We start from the raw sequence: 17527 nt of genomic DNA on the forward strand, positions 1-17527 counted from the left end.
CAGGCCTGGAGCCCTTCGCCGCAGGCGACGGCATCGACGTCGGCTTCGACCCGGTCGAGAAGGCCGCGTACGTCTGGGCGCGGGACACCTACGGAGTGCTCATCGGCCGAGCCCAGCGAGCCAACTTCCAGGACGCCGTCTCCACAACCCTCTGCCCGAGGCTGACCACCGAGTACCACCACAACAAGACCTGGCCCTACGTCCGTTGGTCCGTCGCCGTCTACGAAGGAAACAACCCAGCCCCCGAACTGGTGGCCTCCGGCCAGTGCAGCCACTGAACCACCCCGTCCTCTGGGGGGGAACTCGTCAGGGAGTGTCATCAGCTTGCCGTCGCGGCTCTCGAAGTCCCGCCGCCGTGTCGAAGAGACTGAACGCCGGGGCCGTCACGTTGGCCCGGTTCAGCTCGAACACTCGGCGGGCACCATCACGCGCAGGGTCGACATGACACTTCCTTTACCCGTGTGCCCTATGGTCGGATGCCGCGACTGCGAACGGGGGTTCATCGGTGGGCGACGGCAAGGTGCCCGGTAAGGTCCTGGACATCAAGACCGCCGACATCAAGGCGGCGGCTCCGGCCTTCCATCAGGGGGCCATCGATCTGAGCAAGGCGCTGACCACGCTCATCCAGACTCTGGACGGCCTGGGTGAGCCCTGGGGCCACGACGAGCAGGGCGACAAGTTCGGCAGCGCCTACAAGCCGCAGCAGAAGAAGATCGAGAGCGCGGCGGGCATCCTGGTGCTCGGTCTGACGAGCATTCACGAGGCCATGGTGGACCTCTCCGACGGGCACGTGGACAACGACAAGCTCATCGCCGGGATGTTCACGCAAGTGAAGACCGACAAGCAGAGCGACGGTGCCGGTGAGCGTTGAGGACAAGGCCCGCCACATCCTTCTGAAGCTGGGTCTGTGGTGGCCCGAGGCGGACTCCGGCAAGCTGCGGGACGCGGCGAAGGCCTGGCATGCCTTCGCCGACTCGGTGGACGACGTCCGCGCTCCCGTGCACCGCAGTGCGTCCTCGATCATCCACAACAACACCGGTGAGTCGATCGAGGCGTTCGAGAAGTTCTGGGGCCGTTATGCCAAGGACCAGGACGGCGGCTGGCTGAGCGATCTGGCGAAGTCCTCGCGGGAGATGGCCAAGGCCCTGGAGAAGTTCGCCGACGCCATCGACGACGCGATCAACAAGCTGTGGACGCAGATCGGTATCGACGCGGCCGTGATCGCGGGCGGGGTGGCGCTGGCCTTCTTCACCGCGGGTCTGGCCTCCGGGGCGGCCGTCGCGGCGGCGGACGCGGTCATCGAGTTCGGCGCCGCCATGGGCATCGCGGTCTCCACGACCGTCGCCGAGATCGCCGCGGGCACGCTGGTCGCCGCTGCGTTCGGCGGGGTCGAGTCGGTCGCCGTCGACCTCGCCGTGGCCCAGCCGCTGAAGATCGCGACCGGGCTGCAGGACGGCTTCAGCCTGGACGAGGTCAACCAGGCCGCCAAGGACGGCATGATCTTCGGCGGCGCGCTCGGCGCGGGCGGCGGACTGCTCAAGGCGAGCATGGAAGGCGGCCTCGCCGACACCACCCCGCTGCTGCTGCGCCCGCCCTCCCTCCGCCCCGACCTGGTGGAACTGGGCCCGGCGGCCCGCAACGCCGAACGCACCCCCTGTGTGGGCGAGCCGATCGACGTGGCGACCGGCGCCATGCTGATGACGCAGACGGACCTGTCCCTGCCGGGCAGCCTGCCCCTGGAGTTCACGCGTACCCACCTGTCCTCCTACCGGGGAGGCGTCTGCTTCGGCCCGACCTGGATCTCCACCCTGGACGAGTGCCTCCAGATCGACGGCGAGGGCGTCGTCTTCGCCGCGGCCGACGGCATGCGCCTGGTCTACCCGGTGCCGCAGCCGGGCGTCCCCGCGATGCCGGTGAAGGGCCCGCGCTGGCCGCTGGAGTGGGACGGCAAACCGGACGGCGCGATGACGGTCACCGACCCCGCGACCGGCGTGACGCGCACCTTCGCCGCCCCCGTCCCCTCTCCCTCCTTCGGCGTCTTCCACCTGGCCCTGGACTCCTGGTCCGACCGCAACGGCAACCGCATCGACGTCGAACGCGACGACGACGGCATCCCCTTCGGCATCCGCCACTCCGGCGGCTACTACGTCGCCGTCGACACCCAGGGCCCCCGTATCACCGCCCTGCGCCTCCTGGACGAACCCCCCTCGCGCTACCGTCCGTCCACCACGCCCGACGAGGGCACGGTCGTCATGCGCTACGGCTACGACACCGCCGGCAACCTCACCGAGGTCATCAACTCCAGCGACAAACCCCTGCGCTTCACCTACGACACCGAAGGCCGCATCACCCGCTGGACCGACCGCAACGGCACCTGGTTCTCCTACGTCTACGACGACCGCGGCCGCGTCGTCCGCACCGAGGGCGTCGACGGCATCCTCTCCGGGACCCTCACCTACGACGACGCCACCCGCACCACGACGTACACCGACTCCCAAGGCCACACCTCGCTCCACCGGTACAACACCGAGGGCCTGGTGGTGGAGGAGACGGACCAGCTCGGGCACGTCACCCGCACGGAGTGGGACGAGTACGGCGCCCATCCGCTCGCGGTGACCGATCCGCTGGGCCACACCACCCGGTACACCTACGACGACGCCGGCAACCTCACCGGCGTAGCTCTCCCCGACGGCACACAAGCCCAGGCGCAGTACAACGCGCTTGGCCTGCCGACCGAGGTGGTCGAGCCGGGCGGTACGGTCTGGCGACACACGTACGACGAGCGGGGCAACCGGCTGACGACGGTCGATCCGCTAGGAGCCGAGACACGGTACGCGTACGACGAGGCGGGTCGCCCGACGGCCATCACGAACGCACTCGGCCACACCCGTACCGTGATCCCGAACCTCGCGGGGCTCCCCGTATCGGTCACCGACGAACTCGGCCACACCACCGTGATGCGCCGTGACCTCTTCGGGCGTATCTCCGAAGTCACCGACCCGCTCGGCCGTGTAACGCGGACAGGTTGGACCATCGAGGGGAAGCCTGCCTGGCGTGAGTTCCCCGACCGTACACGGGAGGTGTGGACCTGGGACGGCGAGGGCAATCTCCTCACTCACACCGACCCAGCGGGAAACATCACTCGACACACTCATGGCCTGTTCGACGTGCCCGCGACACGCACCGATCCGGACGGCGCCCATTACGAATTCGCCTACGACACCGAACTGCGTCTCACGGCCGTCACCAATCCCCAAGGCCTGCAGTGGAGCTACACCTACGACGTCGCCGGTCGCCTCACCGCAGAGACCGACTTCAATGGCCGCACGATCACCTACACACACGATGCGGCAGGTCGCCTCACCGCCCGCACCAACGGCGCAAACGAGTCCCTTCACTACGTGCGGGACTCCCTGGGTCGCGTCATCGAACAGCGCACCGATGCAGGTGACATCACAACATACGCCTACACACCCAGCGGAGCTCTGGGCCGCGCCACCAATGCTGTCGCCGATGTCGTGCTGGAGTACGACGCGTTGGGCCGCTTGCTGTCGGACCGCGTCAATGGCCGCACCATGGTGTACTCGTATGACGCCCTTGGGCAGCGCACCCGCCGCATCACCCCCACAGGCCTGGCCACCGACTGGACGTACGACGCGGCGGGTCGCCTCGCCGGACTCCACTCGAAGCACGGTTCGCTGGCCTTCACGTACGACGCTGCCGGACGCGAGACACAACGCAGCATTGGCGACGGCGCGGTCCTCACCCAGGGATGGGACAGCACAGACCGCCTCACCACCCAAACCCTGAGCGCCACTACTTCGGTTTCGACCCCAGAAGGGCTGCTCCAGCACCGGAACTACGTTTACCGCACCGACGGCTACGTCTCCGAAATCCGTGAACTTACCTTCGGTACACGTCGCTTCGACCTCGATGCGGCCGGCCGGGCCACAGCGGTCCATGCCCTCGGATGGTCCGAGACCTATGCGTACGACACCACGGGCAACCTCACGCAGACGACCGCTCCAGGCCACCCCGAGCCCGGCGGACGCTCCTTCACAGGCACGCTCCTGCGTACCACGGGCCGCACCACGTACGAACACGATGCCCAGGGCCGTCTGGTCCGCAAGACCCGCAAACTACTCAACGGCCAGACTCGAACCTGGTCCTACAGTTGGAATGCGGAAGATCGCCTCACCGCAGTAACCACTCCGGACGGGGAGCGCTGGCAATATACATACGACCCACTTGGCCGCCGCATCTCCAAAAGCCGTGAAGCCACCGATAGCTGCGCGGCTTCGACAACTGACTTCAGCTGGGACGACACCCGGCTCGCTGAGCAGACTGGAAGTGATGGGCACGTCACCACCTGGACCCACACCCCAGGAACGCACCGTCCACTCACTCAGACCGATCACTGGTCACACTCGCGCACTCCAGGGACGTCATTCCTGGCCCAGCTCGCCGAGGAGACCCATGAGGATCGCTCTGCGCGCTTCCACGCGATTGTCACGGATCTCGTAGGCACTCCCGCCGAGCTCGTCTCCACTGAGGGGCATCTGGCGTGGCAGTACCGCACGACGCTGTGGGGAACCCGGTTTCCCGCAACGCCCCATGACGACCAGACAACCGTGGAGTGTCCGCTCCGCTTCCCCGGTCAGTACGCCGATGCCGAAACGGGCCTGCATTACAACTACTTCCGGTACTACGACCCCGAGACAGCCCGATACCTCAGCCCCGACCCTCTCGGCCTAGAACCCGCACCCAACCACCATGCTTACGTGGAATCGCCCCTGTCGACCGCGGATCCTCTCGGGCTGACGCCCTGCGGCATAGCATCGGTGAAGGGACCCGCAGGGGAGACTTTGCCCCTTCCTAAGGGGGCAGCCGGTACGCCCGTCGCGACAGGTAAGGGCTGGGCTTACGATATTCCAGCTGGGACCAAGGGGCTGGATCCACGGGTTACCCAAGTCCGGGTCATGGATCCGGTGACGACAGGAAAATACCAATACCCCAATGGATACGTCGTATACATGAACAAGGCAGGGCAGTCAGTAAACCCTCTAACCGGCCAGACTGTCAGCAAGGCTGACCCTTACAATCACATTCCGATTCCATGATTACAGTGAACAGTCTCGTTGCGTCGAGGCCAGAGATCGCAGCTATTGCCGAAGCGGCCGACCCGAATCCCCTGAGGGAGGCCGACGCCCTCCAAGAATCCCAATTGCTCGAATCTCGCGTGTGTCAGCTGACCGGTACGGTTGCGCTGCTCTTCGACCTGCGCACCTCGCTGCAATTCGATATCGGTAACGCTGCATTGCTTGTCGTGCGTGGAGTAAGCTCTTTCGGCTGGAGCTCTTCAGCCGTGCAAGTGCCTCTCGCGGCTATGACCGTGGTCTCCCAACTGCCAGCCCGCTCCCCCGGATCGTTCCGCACGCGATTCGGATTCTTCCCTGATGCTCAGCTCGACGTCGCGGGTGCGCAGGCGGAATTCTACGTCCTGGAAGTGGACGGGATCAGCGATGTTCCGCCTGACTACACGGCTATGAGTCAGGAGCACATCGCACGGGAACTGCCCGCGTGGCACTCCAGATGTGATCCGCTCCAGGTGGCGAGTACATAGGGATCTCTGGCGCCGGATCCGGGCCTTCGACTAGAGAACGATCGCGAACGGCACGTCGGCCGGTTATCCAAACATCGCTGACTCCGATCCCGATAGCCACGTCATCACCTGCCGGCGAAGAGCTACCTCCGTGATCACCACGCATTTCACCGTACGGCCCGGCCAGGGTGACGCCAGCGGGTTGCCCGTCCGCCGGCTGACACGGCCCGGCGACGCGGCATCCGCTCACCCGGCCAGCTGGCACGGAGCCTGCGGATCCGTGCCAGCCACAAGACCTGAAGCGCGCGCCCGGGGATGGCCGCTGGCAGATCAGGAACGGAGGCGCACACACGGGCTGTCCGGATCAGCAGCCGCCTGGGCTGTGCCGCACTGCACTCGTGCGTGTGCTCTTCAGGAGCCCCGTGATGTGCCCAGGCCTGCCACCGGGCGAGAGGAATGGGAGCCGGATCCCGAAGTCGGCTGCCAAACGGCTTCCAAAAGGCCCCGGGAACCACTCAGGGGCCTGACCCACTAGGTGGATCAGGCCCCTGACCTGGTACTACGGCGTCGGGGTGGCGGGATTTGAACCCACGACCTCTTCGTCCCGAACGAAGCGCGCTGCCAAGCTGCGCTACACCCCGGTGTCGCTGCTTGTCGCGGCGACGTCGTTTACTTTAGCCCACTGGTGGCTCTGGACGAAATCCGGTTTAGGCGCGGCGGCGGACCGGGGTGGGGCGGGTGTGGTCGAGGGCCACCAGGAGGGCGGCGAGCGCGTAGATCGCGAGGCCCAGGAGGAGGGCGTTGGCCAGGGTGCTGCGGTAGCCGTGGGCCGCCACGTCCAGGAAGGGATAGAGGTAGCGGGACGGGCTGGTGGGCGGGAGGAAGGCGGCCCTGGTGAGGAAGAAGGTCAGGTAGGCCAGGGGGTAGAGGAGCCAGGCCGCCGTCTGGCGGATGTGCAGGCGGGCCGCGGGGGTGAGCAGGAGCCAGTCCAGCAGGGCCGCCGCCGGGACGAGCGTGTGGAGGATCTGGAGGGCCGCCCACTGGGCGTGCCAGCGCTCCGGTGCCGTCGTCGCGCCCGTCATGGAGAACGGGGGCGTCGTGTGGCCCAGGAGCAGGTGGTAGACGAGGGCGGTGGTCAGGGCGTACAGGAGTGTGGCGCCTGTCACCGCCGAGGGGAGCGGGCGACGGGCGTGCCAGGCCCGTCTGGCCGACAGGAACATGACCACCGCCAGCAGGACGTTGGTCTGGACGCTGAAGTAGCTCAGGACGCGGGCCGGCGGGCCCAGCAGGAGTTCCAGGGCGACACCGACTGCCGCCGCCACGGCGGTCAGGAGGCGGAACACCGCGGCCCGGGGGCGGCGGACCGGCGCCACCACCGCCGTGGCCGGGACCGGGGCGGGGAGCAGCAGGGGCGGACCCGGGACCGCGGGCAGTTCCGGGATCTCCCTGGGTATCGGGGCGGTCATGCCCTCACGCTAGGAGCGGGGGAGGGGTGCGGCCAGGTGGACTAGTCCGGGTGGGTTACGGCCGGCTGGCCCACCCCCTCGGCTGTTCGGCTCAGTCTCGGCCGTCGTCCGGCACATACCGCGGCTGTCCGGTACGCCTTCGGTCGTCCGGCTCACCCCGCGGTGTTTCGGCTGACCCTCGGTCGTCCGGCTCAACCCCGCGGCGGTCCGGCTGACCCTCGGCCGTCCGGCCCACCGCGGCGCTCCGGCGGTCCCCCTCGCCCAGCGCGGCCAGCCCAGCCGTCAAGCCGCTCCGCCCCCCAGGCAGGCCTTGCCCACGCCTCCCGGCGTCCCGTTACTCCCGCCCCACCAGCGTCAGCAGCGTCGCCTCCGGGGGGCAGGCGAAGCGGACCGGGGTGTAGCGGCTGGTGCCGCAGCCTGCGGAGACGTGGAGGTAGGAGGTGTGGCCCTCCGCCGTGTGCGTGGAGAGGCCCTTCACGCGGTCCGTGTCCAGGTCGCAGTTGGTGACCAGGGCGCCGTAGAAGGGGATGCACAGCTGGCCGCCGTGGGTGTGGCCGGCCAGGACCAGGGGATAGGCGTCCGCCGTGAACGCGTCCAGCACCCGCAGGTACGGCGCGTGGACCACGCCGAGCGAGAAGTCGTACGTACCGGACGGGCCGCCCGCCACCTGGGCGTACCGGTCGCGCTTGATGTGCGGGTCGTCCAGGCCGGTCAGCTCGATGGAGGCGCCCTCGATCTTGAGGACCCCCCGCGTGTTCGTCAGGTTCAGCCAGCCCGCCGCGTCAAAGCCGTCCCGCAGGTCCTCCCACGGGTTGTGGATCGCGCCGACCACCGGCGGGTTGCCGTTCAGGCCGTGCCGTCCGCTTGTCTTCTCCAGCAGGTAGCGGGCCGGGTTGCGGAGCCTGGGGCCGTAGTAGTCGTTGGAGCCGAAGACGTACGCGCCCGGGAACTCCATCAGCGGGCCGAGCGCGTCCAGGACCTCGGGGACGCCCTCGGGGTCCGACAGGTTGTCGCCCGTGTTGATCACGAAGTCGGGGCGCAGCCCGGCCAGCGACTGCAGCCAGCGCTGCTTCTTGCGCTGGCCGCTCACCATGTGGATGTCGGAGACCTGCAGCACACGCAGCGGACGCATGCCCGGGGGCAGGACGGGGACGGTGACCCGTCGGAGTCGGAAGGAACGGGCCTCGAAGCCCGCCGCATACACCAGGCCGGCGGCGCCGGCCGCCACGATGCCAAGGGGGATTCCGTATCGCGCGCGCATGTGCCCATCGTGTCAGACCGGTTGGGTGCGGCGAGACCGGCCGCCCGGTTAAATGCGCGGGCGTGAGCGGCCGTGTACCTGCGACAATCGGGTCATGACCACCACGCTCAAGTCGAAGCTGCAGGACGACCTCAACGCCGCGATCAAGGAGCGCGACGAGCTCCGCTCCTCGACGCTCCGGCTGACGCTCACCGCGATCACCAAGGAGGAGGTCGCGGGCAAGGAGAAGCGGGAGCTCTCCGACGACGAGGTCCTCAAGGTGATCACCCGCGAGGCGAAGAAGCGCCGCGAGGCGGCCGAGGCCTTCGCACAGGGTGGCCGGCCCGAGCAGGCCGAGCGGGAGAAGGCGGAGGGCGAGCTGCTCGCCGAGTACCTGCCCAAGCAGCTGTCCGACGAGGAGCTGACCGCGATCGTCACCCAGGCCGTGGAGGAGGCGAAGGCGGCCGGTGCCGAGGGGCCGCGGGCCATGGGCGCCGTCATGAAGATCGTGAACCCGAAGGTGGCCGGCCAGGCCGAGGGCGGCCGCGTCGCCGCTGCGGTGAAGAAGCTGCTCCAGGGCTGACCGGCGGATCCATGGGGTGACCAGCGGATCCGTGGATTATCAGCGCATCCGGGGCTGACCAGCGAACCCATGGCCCGGCAGCGGACCCACGGCTGAGCGGCTGCTCAAGCGCACCCGCCGCGCCGAGTACGACCGCGGAGCCGGAGCGCCACGACCACGACGGCGGGGCCGCACCCGATACAGGGTGCGGCCCCGCGGTCGTACCGTCGACCGGTTATCCCCGGCCGCCACCGAACCCGTTGCCGTTGTTCCCGCCGTTCCCTTGGCCCTGGATGAAGTTCTCGGGGATGGAGAACGTCGGCGTCGGGAAGGTGCCGCCGAGGGCGCCGGCGGTGGTGTCACCCGTTGCGGCCGTGCCCGGCGTTCCCCCGTCCGTCGGGCCGCCGATCAGTCCGCCGATCAGTTGTCCCGCCGTGTCCCCGTTGTTGCCGTCCTCCGTCCCCCTTCGGCCTTTTCCCTGATCATCACCCTCGTGGGTGGCGTCGGGGATGTCGACCAGGTGGAATTCCTCCACGGACTTGCCCTCCAGGGCGCCGCTCATCATGTCGCGCCAGATCGGGCCCGGGACCTCACCGCCGTAGACCTTGTCGTGCGGGACGCCGCCGATGGTGATGTTGGTCATCTTGCGCTTGTGCTGCGGGTCGCCGACCCAGACCGCGCCGGCCATGTTGGGGGTGTAGCCGACGAACCAGGCCGCGAAGCGCTCGTCCGTCGTACCCGTCTTGCCCGCGCTCGGGCGGCTGCCGAGACCGGCCTCCTGGCCGGTGCCGTCCTCGACCACGCCCTTGAGGAGCGTGCTGACCGTGTCCGCGGTGTTCTCCGACATCGCCCGCGAGCAGGTCGACTTCGGCACCTCCAGGGACTTCTGGTCGCTGCCGACCTTCTGGGTGATCGACTCGATGGCGACCGGGGTGCAGTACATCCCGCGCGCGGCGAAGGTGGCGTACGCGTTCGCCATGGTCAGCGGCGAGACCTCCTGGGTGCCGAGCGCGATGGACGGCGCCTGCTGGATCTTGCGGCCGTCCGCGCGCTGCACGCCCATCTTCTTGGCCATGTCGACGACCGGGCAGATGCCGATGTCGCTGATCAGCTGCACGTAGTAGGTGTTGACCGACTTCGCGGTCGCCTCCTTCATGCCGTACGGGCCGCGCTCCGACTCGTTCTCGTTGGTCAGCTTGGTCGGCTTGTACGGGTCGTCGCGCCACATCTTGCCGTTGCACGCGGACACCGGGCTCGGGTACGGCATCTCGTACGGCGACGAGTACTCCTGCGTCGGGGGCTTGCCGCCCTCGACGGCCGCCGCGGCGACGATCGGCTTGAACGTGGAACCGGGCTGGTACCCGGCGCCGCCGCCCATGTCCGAGTTGACGGACAGGTTGATCGTCGTCTCGTCGTTCTTGACGTTGACGCCGTACGGGCGGGACTGGCCCATCGCGAGGATCTTGCCGGTGCCGGGCTCGACGATGGTCGCGGCGGTGGCCACGGCGTCGCTCTTGTAGACGTGGTCCTTGATGGACGCCTGCGCGGACTTCTGGGCCTGCGGGTCGAGCGTGGTGCGGATGGTCAGGCCGCCCTGGTTCCACAGCTTGGCCCGCTGCTCCCTGGTCTTGCCGAAGACCGGGTCCGTGAGGACGATCTGGCGGACGTAGTCACAGAAGAAGCCGGCGCTCTTCGCGGCGGTGATGCAGCCGTTCTTGGGACGGCTGGTGTGCAGGCCGAGCGGCTTCTCCTTGGCCTGGTCGGCCTCCTTCTGGGAGATGTCGCCCAGTTCCGCCATGCGCTGCAGGACGGTGTTGCGCCGCTTGGTGGCCTCCGCCTCGTCGTTCACCGGGTCGTACCGGCTCGGGGACTGCACGATGCCGGCCAGCAGCGCCGACTCCTGCAGGTTCAGGTCCTTGGCGTGCTTGGAGAAGTACCGCTGGGAGGCGGCCTCGACGCCGTAGGCCTGCTCGCCGAAGAAGGTGATGTTCAGGTAGTTCTCGAGGATCTTCTTCTTGCCGAGCTTGTCCTCGATCTGGATCGCGTACTTCAGCTCGCGGATCTTGCGGCCCAGCGTCTGCTGGGTGGCCTCGGCGACCTTGGTCGGGTCGTCGCCGGCTTCCTCGATGAAGTAGTTCTTCACCAGCTGCTGGGTGAGCGTGGAGGCGCCCTGGGCGACCCCGCCCTCCCGGGCGTTCTTGTTCAGGGCGCGCAGCACGCCCTTGAGGTCGACGGCGCCGTGCTTGTAGAAGCGCGAGTCCTCGATCGCGACGATCGCCTTCTGCATGTACGGCGAGATGTCCTTGAGGTCGACCACCGTACGGTCGCGGGAGTAGACGGTCGCGATCTGTTTGCCCCGGTTGTCCAGGATCGTGGTGCGCTGGCTCAGCTGGGGACTCTTCAGGTTGGCCGGGATCTCGTCGAAGCTCTTGACCGAGCCCTTGGCCGCGAGGCCCAGCGCGCCGGCCGCGGGCAGCGCGATGCCGGCCATCACGGCTCCGGCGAGCACACTGACACCGAGGAACTTGGCGGCCTGCTGCATGGGCGACAGACCGCCGCCCGGGCGCTTCTTTGGCATGGGGGCAGCCTAATCCGTACTGTTGAGCGTTCCGAAGGAGCGACCGCATCACGGCACGGCAAAGCGGGGGGTCTGCGTTCCCATTCGCCGGACACACGCCCAGGCCTTGGCCTAAGCTGCTCTCAACTGTCACAGCAGTGCGGTCATGTAGCTATACGTCCGGCGACCCCGAATCGTTCCGGACCCAGCCGGAGATCCGCAGGGAGCGTCCCGCTTCCCCCGGGGGCGAGCCCGATTCCGCCGCGTGTGTCGCCTGGCGCCCCGGTATGACGTACCACGACTGTCCCGGTTTGCCGGGATGATCACGCATGTCGCCAGCTCACTCCCGCGGGTGATCTGCCGCTTACCCATAGTCCGTTCGGGCCATTCAAGATTGGGCCCGCAGGGGGTGTTGCGCTGTGCCCACCTTCCGTAACGTCCTCAACTGGCGGCGGTGAATATGCCGCTGCCGCCGTGGGGGAGCCTCGATTCGGGAGAGGACGGCGCCGGTATGGGCTGGGTAACCGACTGGAGTGCGCAGGCTGCCTGCCGCACTACCGATCCGGATGAACTGTTCGTTCAGGGAGCAGCGCAGAACAGGGCCAAGGCGGTGTGCACCGGATGTCCGGTACGCACCGAGTGCCTGGCGGACGCGCTGGACAACCGCGTCGAGTTCGGCGTGTGGGGAGGCATGACGGAGCGGGAGCGCCGCGCGCTGCTGCGCCGCCGGCCCACCGTCACCTCGTGGCGCAGACTGCTGGAAACCGCCCGCTTGGAGTACGAGCGGGGCGTCGGGATCGTGCCCCTCGACAGCGACGAGGTGTACGAGAACTACGCGGCGGTGAGCTGAGGGCACCCCCCTCGGCCACCCACCTGGGGCATACCCCGGGCACATGGTCCGGGCAAGCCCGCCACCGGCAACCGCCACCTCCGCGAGCGCCGTTCACGGCGTGCCTGTGCCCGCCGTGCGCGGAGTCAGGACTGCTGCATACGGCGTGCCAGTGACCGCCGTGTGCGGAGTCGCGACCGCCGTTCACGTCGTACTTGTGACCGCCGTGTGCGGACGTCGCGCCCCTCGTGTGGGACGCGTCCGCGACGGTCATGCTGTGCGGAGCTTCCTGCGCCGCAGGCCACGCGCGCCCGCGACCGCCGTTCGTGCGCCTCGGCCGCCACTCGCGCGCCCGCGACCCTCGTCGCGTGTCGCCCGCGTGGGCCGTGCAGGGCGCGGCGACCGGCCGCCCGCCCGTGTGTGCCGTCGTGCTCACCTGCGGCCTACGGGTCCTCCGGGCGCCCGGCAGCCAGTCGGTGCCCGATGTCGCGCAGGCCCGCGAGGTCGTGGACGTCGCCGGGCAGCGCGGGTACTTCGACCACCGCCACCTCGGGGTGGCGGGCGGTGAAACGGTCCCGCGTGCGCTGCTCACGCGAGAGCAGCTGCATGCGGTCGGCGTGCAGCCGGAGCAGACCCGCGGTGAGCCGGTCGACGGAGTGTTCCGCGTCGGCGGGGGAGCCTTCCTCGGAAGCGGTGTCTGCGGTCTCGGGTGCGGGAGATTGTGAACTGCCGTACGTGTCGGGAGAGTTACGAAGTCCAGCTTTCCCGTCCCCCTGATCGACAATGCGGGGGTCCTCAAGATTTTCCGCGGCGGCCAGGGCCCGCTCGGCCGACAGCCGGCCGGCGCCGCTGCCGTGGACCCGGTTGAGCACCAGGCCCATCAGCGGCATGTTCTCCGCGGCCAGCCGCTCCACGAAGTACGCCGCCTCGCGCAGCGCGTCCCGCTCCGGCGCCGCCACCACCAGGAACGCCGTGCCGGGCGCCTGCAGGAGCTTGTAGGTGGCGTCCGCGCGCGTACGGAAACCGCCGAAGGTGGTGTCCATCGCGGCCACGAACGTCTGGACGTCCTTCAGCAGCTGGCCGCCCAGCAGCTTGCCCAGCGTGCCGGTCATCATCGACATGCCGACGTTGAGGAACGCCATCCCCGCGCGGCCGCCGAGCTTCGCCGGAGCGGTCAGCAGACGGATGAGCCGGCCGTCCAGGAAGGAGCCGAGCCGCTTGGGCGCGTCCAGGAAGTCCAGCGCGGAGCGGGAGGGCGGGGTGTCGACCACGATCAGGTCCCACTCGTCCTTCGCCCGCAGCTGGCCCAGCTTCTCCATCGCCATGTACTCCTGCGTGCCCGCGAAGCCCGCCGAGAGCGACTGGTAGAAGGGGTTCGCCAGGATCACGGCGGCCCGCTCGGGGTCCGCGTGCGCCTCCACGACCTCGTCGAAGGTGCGCTTCATGTCGAGCATCATGGCGTGCAGCTCGCCGCCGCCCTCGGTGCCCTTCACCCGGCGCGGCACGTTGTCGAGGGAGTCGATGCCCATCGACTGGGCCAGCCGCTTGGCCGGGTCGATGGTCAGCACGACCACCTTGCGGCCCCGCTCGGCCGCCCGCAGCCCCAGGGCCGCCGCGGTCGTCGTCTTGCCGACCCCGCCCGCGCCGCAGCACACCACGATCCGGGTCTTCGGGTCGTCCAGCAGCGGGTCCACGTCCAGCACGCGCGCGGGGGTGAGGCGGCGGCCCTGCTCGGGCCCCGCGGCCGTCTCGGGTGCCTCGGCCGGGTCCGGACTCATGACAACCCCTGCTTCCGCAGCTCGGTGGCGAGTTCGTACAGGCCCGCGAGGTCCATGCCCTCAGCGAGCAGCGGCAGTTCGTGCAGCGGCAGGCCCAGCTCGGCCAGGACCGCGCGCTGCTCCTGCTCCAGTGCGTACCGCTCGGCGTACTCCGCGGCCTGAGCCAGCAGCGGGTCCACCAGCTTCTCGGCGTTCCCGCCGCGCCGGGCCCCGCCCAGACCGGCCGCCGAGAGCGCCTGTGCGACCGATGAACGCTCCACGGTCCGTACGAGTTCCAGATCGGCCGCGTCCAACACCTCCGGCCGGACCATGTTCACGATGACCCGGCCCACCGGGAGCCGGGCCGCGCGGAGTTCGGCGATGCCGTCGGCGGTCTCCTGGACCGGCATCTCCTCCAGCAGCGTCACCAGGTGCACCGCCGTCTCCGGCGACTTCAGCACCCGCATGACGGCCTGCGCCTGATTGTGTATCGGGCCGATCTTCGCGAGGCCCGCCACCTCGTCGTTGACGTTCAGGAAGCGGGTGATGCGGCCCGTCGGCGGGGCGTCCATGACGACGTAGTCGTACACGAACCGTCCGGACCTGTCCTTGCGGCGCACGGCCTCGCACGCCTTGCCGGTCAGCAGGACGTCTCTGAGCCCGGGCGCGACGGTGGTGGCGAAGTCGATCGCGCCGAGCTTCTTCAGCGCCCGGCCCGCACCGCCGAGCTTGTAGAACATCTGGAGATAGTCCAGAAGGGCCAGTTCGGGGTCGATCGCGAGGGCGTACACCTCGCCTCCGCCCGGAGCGACCGCGATCTTCCGCTCCTCGTAGGGAAGCGCTTCCGTCTCGAAGAGCTGTGCGATGCCCTGCCGGCCCTCGACCTCCACGAGAAGCGTCCGCTTCCCCTCGGTCGCGAGGGCCAGCGCGAGTGCGGCGGCGACCGTCGTCTTTCCGGTCCCGCCCTTGCCGCTGACGACCTGGAGCCTGCTCACGTCTTCGAGCCTAACCAGTCCGGCCGACACTCACGCGGGAGGCTGTGGATAACGGGGGCCGTGGTGGGCCGCCGGCCCCCCGGGTCACAGCGGCTACAGTCGCCCCCATGACCAAGAAGTGGGAATACCAGACCGTGCCGCTGCTCATCCACGCCACCAAGCAGATCCTGGACAGCTGGGGCGATCAGGGCTATGAGCTCGTGCAGGTCGTGCCGGGTCCGAACCCGGAGTCGCTCGTGGCCTACCTCAAGCGCGAGAAGCAGGAGAACCCGGCGTGAGCGCGGTCGAGACCAAGCTGGCCGAACTGGGCCTGACCCTGCCGGCCGTCGTACCGCCGCTGGCCGCCTACCAGCCGGCCGTGCAGTCCGGCGCATACGTCTACACCGCCGGCCAGCTGCCGATGGTGGAGGGCAAGCTGCCGGTCACCGGCAAGGTGGGCGCCGAGGTCACGCCGGAGGAGGCCAAGGAGCTGGCCCGCACCTGCGCGCTGAACGCACTGGCCGCCGTGAAGTCCGTCGTCGGTGACCTGGACCGCATCGCGCGCGTGGTGAAGGTCGTCGGCTTCGTCGCCTCGGCGTCCGACTTCACCGGGCAGCCGGGTGTCGTCAACGGCGCCAGCGAACTGCTCGGCGAGGTCCTGGGCGACAAGGGCGTGCACGCCCGCAGCGCGGTCGGCGTCGCGGTGCTGCCGCTGGACGCGCCGGTCGAGGTCGAGATCCAGGTGGAACTCGCGCAGTAACCCCACTGACCTCGGGTACCTCTCGAACATTCGCCCTACACGGGATAGCCTCCGGCCATGGCGAACGGTCAGTGGTATCCCCCGGAGTGGCCCGACCGCATCCGCGCGCTCGCGGCAGGCACGCTCACCCCGGTGACCCCCAGGCGCGCGGCCACGGTGCTGCTGCTGAAGGACACCCCCGCCGGACCGGTCGTCCACATGCTGCGCAGACGCGCCTCCATGGCCTTCGCCGGAGGCGCGTACGCGTACCCGGGAGGCGGTGTCGACCCGCGTGACGACGACCGCCGGGTCCGCTGGGCGGGCCCCGCGCGCGCGTGGTGGGCCGAGCGGCTCGGCGTCGACGAGGCGGGCGCCCAGGCGATCGTCTGCGCTGCCGTACGCGAGACGTACGAGGAGGCCGGCGTCCTGCTCGCCGGGCCCGACCCGGACTCGGTCGTCGGCGACACCACCGGCGACGACTGGGAGGCCGACCGCGCCGCCCTGGTGGCGCGCGAGCTGTCCTTCGCCGAGTTCCTCGACCGGCGCGGCCTGGTGCTGCGCTCGGACCTGCTGGGCGCCTGGACCCGCTGGATCACCCCGGAGTTCGAGGCTCGCCGCTACGACACCTGGTTCTTCGTGGCGGCCCTCCCCGAGGGGCAGCGCACCCGGAACGCCTCCACGGAGGCCGACCGCACGGTGTGGATCCGCCCCGAGGAGGCCGCCGCCGGCTACGACAAGGGCGAGCTGCTGATGATGCCGCCCACCGTCGCCACCCTGCGCCAGCTGCTGCCCTACGGCAGCGCCGCCGAGGCGCTGGCCGCCGCGCCCGCGCGCGACATGACCCCGGTGCTGGCCCGGGCCCGCCTCGAAAACGGCGAGATCGTCCTGTCCTGGCCCGGGCACGACGAGTTCACCAAACACGTACCGACCGCCCCGACACCCGCTCAGACCACCGGTGGAGGCCCCGCATGACCGATGCAAGCGCGCTGCCGGGCCAGCCCCGGGGCGACGTCATCTCCGGCCCGGCCACCGCGCGCGCGGTCAACGTCCTCGCGCCGAACGCCTCCGCGATGACCCTGGACGGCACCAACACCTGGATCGTCGCCGAGCCCGACTCCGACCTGGCCGTCGTGATCGACCCGGGCCCGCTGGACGACGGCCATCTGCGCAACGTCGTGGACACGGCCGAGAAGGCCGGCAAACGCATAGCCCTGACCCTGCTCACCCACGGCCACCCCGACCACGCCGAGGGCGCCGCCCGGTTCGCCGAGCTGACCGCCACGCGCGTGCGTGCCCTCGACCCGGCGCTGCGGCTCGGCGACGAGGGCCTGGCCGCCGGTGACGTGATCACCGTCGGCGGCCTGGAGCTGAGGGTCGTACCGACCCCCGGGCACACCGCGGACTCGCTGTCCTTCCATCTGCCGGCCGACCGGGCCGTGCTGACCGGCGACACCGTCCTGGGGCGCGGTACGACGGTCGTGGCGCACCCCGACGGCCGGCTCGGCGACTATCTGGACTCGCTGCGGCGGCTGAGGTCCCTGACGGTGGACGACGGCGTGCACACCGTCCTGCCGGGCCACGGGCCGGTCCTGGAGGACGCGCAGGGCGCCGTCGAGTTCTACCTCGCCCACCGCGCCCACCGGCTCGCCCAGGTGGAGACCGCGGTCGAGGACGGCTACCGCACGGCGGCCCAGGTCGTCGCCCACGTGTACGCCGACGTGGACCGCTCGCTGTGGCCGGCGGCGGAACTGTCGGTACGCGCGCAGATGGACTACCTGAGCGAGCACGGGCTGATCTAGCG

At 69.5% G+C, this 17527-nt stretch carries 15 protein-coding genes and 1 tRNA gene; 10 read left to right on the forward strand and 6 right to left on the reverse strand.

Annotated features, from left to right (window positions below):
* Window positions 1–95: 95 nt before the first annotated feature.
* The 4 genes from ABZ923_RS08885 (at window position 96) to ABZ923_RS08900 (ending at window position 5623) form a co-directional block, all read left to right on the forward strand.
* Window positions 96–278 (forward strand): hypothetical protein, encoded by a 183-nt coding sequence (locus ABZ923_RS08885; RefSeq protein ID WP_361468643.1) that lies wholly within the window; start codon window positions 96–98, stop codon window positions 276–278.
* A gap of 227 nt (window positions 279–505) precedes the next feature.
* Window positions 506–871: a hypothetical protein gene (locus tag ABZ923_RS08890; RefSeq protein ID WP_361468645.1), complete on the forward strand. Its 366-nt coding sequence runs from the start codon at window positions 506–508 to the stop codon at window positions 869–871.
* A complete protein-coding gene (locus ABZ923_RS08895; protein WP_361468648.1) occupies window positions 861–5120 on the forward strand; it encodes a DUF6531 domain-containing protein in 4260 nt (1419 codons plus the stop codon). Before ABZ923_RS08890 ends, ABZ923_RS08895 begins: the two co-directional genes overlap by 11 nt.
* Window positions 5117–5623 carry a hypothetical protein gene (locus tag ABZ923_RS08900; protein WP_361468650.1) on the forward strand — a complete coding sequence of 169 codons (507 nt, stop codon included), beginning with the start codon at window positions 5117–5119 and terminating at the stop codon, window positions 5621–5623. The genes ABZ923_RS08895 and ABZ923_RS08900 overlap by 4 nt, the downstream gene beginning before the upstream one ends.
* 546 nt (window positions 5624–6169) lie before the next feature.
* Here the strand turns inward: ABZ923_RS08900 and ABZ923_RS08905 are convergent.
* From ABZ923_RS08905 to ABZ923_RS08915, 3 genes are all read right to left on the reverse strand, one after another.
* Window positions 6170–6243: transfer RNA gene (locus tag ABZ923_RS08905), tRNA-Pro, on the reverse strand.
* 66 nt (window positions 6244–6309) lie between these two features.
* On the reverse strand, window positions 6310–7068 hold the full coding sequence (locus ABZ923_RS08910) for a Pr6Pr family membrane protein (protein WP_361468653.1): 759 nt from the start codon (window positions 7066–7068) through the stop codon (window positions 6310–6312).
* A gap of 334 nt (window positions 7069–7402) precedes the next feature.
* Window positions 7403–8329, reverse strand: coding sequence for a metallophosphoesterase (locus ABZ923_RS08915; RefSeq protein WP_361468656.1), 927 nt, complete (start codon window positions 8327–8329; stop codon window positions 7403–7405).
* A 94-nt stretch (window positions 8330–8423) separates the two neighbouring features.
* On the opposite strand from ABZ923_RS08915, the gene ABZ923_RS08920 reads away from it, so the two are divergent.
* Window positions 8424–8891, forward strand: coding sequence for a GatB/YqeY domain-containing protein (locus tag ABZ923_RS08920; RefSeq protein WP_361468659.1), 468 nt, complete (start codon window positions 8424–8426; stop codon window positions 8889–8891).
* A gap of 214 nt (window positions 8892–9105) precedes the next feature.
* Here ABZ923_RS08920 and ABZ923_RS08925 read toward each other — a convergent pair whose 3' ends face one another.
* A complete protein-coding gene (locus tag ABZ923_RS08925) occupies window positions 9106–11448 on the reverse strand; it encodes a transglycosylase domain-containing protein (RefSeq protein ID WP_361468661.1) in 2343 nt (780 codons plus the stop codon).
* Between the two features lie 490 nt (window positions 11449–11938).
* Between ABZ923_RS08925 and wblA the strand changes: the two genes are divergently transcribed.
* Entirely contained in the window at window positions 11939–12277 is a 339-nt protein-coding gene (wblA, locus tag ABZ923_RS08930; RefSeq protein ID WP_179851885.1) for a transcriptional regulator WblA, read from the forward strand.
* A gap of 422 nt (window positions 12278–12699) precedes the next feature.
* Here the strand turns inward: wblA and ABZ923_RS08935 are convergent, their stop codons facing one another.
* Window positions 12700–14034: an ArsA family ATPase gene (locus ABZ923_RS08935; RefSeq protein ID WP_361468663.1), complete on the reverse strand. Its 1335-nt coding sequence runs from the start codon at window positions 14032–14034 to the stop codon at window positions 12700–12702.
* A complete protein-coding gene (locus ABZ923_RS08940) occupies window positions 14031–15008 on the reverse strand; it encodes an ArsA-related P-loop ATPase (protein WP_361468666.1) in 978 nt (325 codons plus the stop codon). The genes ABZ923_RS08935 and ABZ923_RS08940 overlap by 4 nt, the downstream gene beginning before the upstream one ends.
* A 107-nt stretch (window positions 15009–15115) precedes the next feature.
* Between ABZ923_RS08940 and ABZ923_RS08945 the strand changes: the two genes are divergently transcribed.
* The 4 genes from ABZ923_RS08945 to ABZ923_RS08960 are packed head-to-tail and all read left to right on the forward strand — an operon-like array spanning window position 15116 to window position 17525.
* Window positions 15116–15286 (forward strand): hypothetical protein, encoded by a 171-nt coding sequence (locus ABZ923_RS08945; protein WP_189982103.1) that lies wholly within the window; start codon window positions 15116–15118, stop codon window positions 15284–15286.
* Window positions 15283–15747 carry a RidA family protein gene (locus ABZ923_RS08950; RefSeq protein WP_361468669.1) on the forward strand — a complete coding sequence of 155 codons (465 nt, stop codon included), beginning with the start codon at window positions 15283–15285 and terminating at the stop codon, window positions 15745–15747. The genes ABZ923_RS08945 and ABZ923_RS08950 overlap by 4 nt, the downstream gene beginning before the upstream one ends.
* A gap of 57 nt (window positions 15748–15804) precedes the next feature.
* Complete coding sequence (locus ABZ923_RS08955; RefSeq protein ID WP_361468672.1) at window positions 15805–16698, forward strand: NUDIX hydrolase; 894 nt, start codon at window positions 15805–15807, stop codon at window positions 16696–16698.
* Window positions 16695–17525, forward strand: coding sequence for an MBL fold metallo-hydrolase (locus ABZ923_RS08960; RefSeq protein WP_361468674.1), 831 nt, complete (start codon window positions 16695–16697; stop codon window positions 17523–17525). The genes ABZ923_RS08955 and ABZ923_RS08960 overlap by 4 nt, the downstream gene beginning before the upstream one ends.
* Window positions 17526–17527 lie beyond the last annotated feature (2 nt).

Origin of the sequence: Streptomyces sp. NPDC046881 (assembly GCF_040645015.1) — a bacterium.
GTDB lineage: Bacteria > Actinomycetota > Actinomycetes > Streptomycetales > Streptomycetaceae > Streptomyces.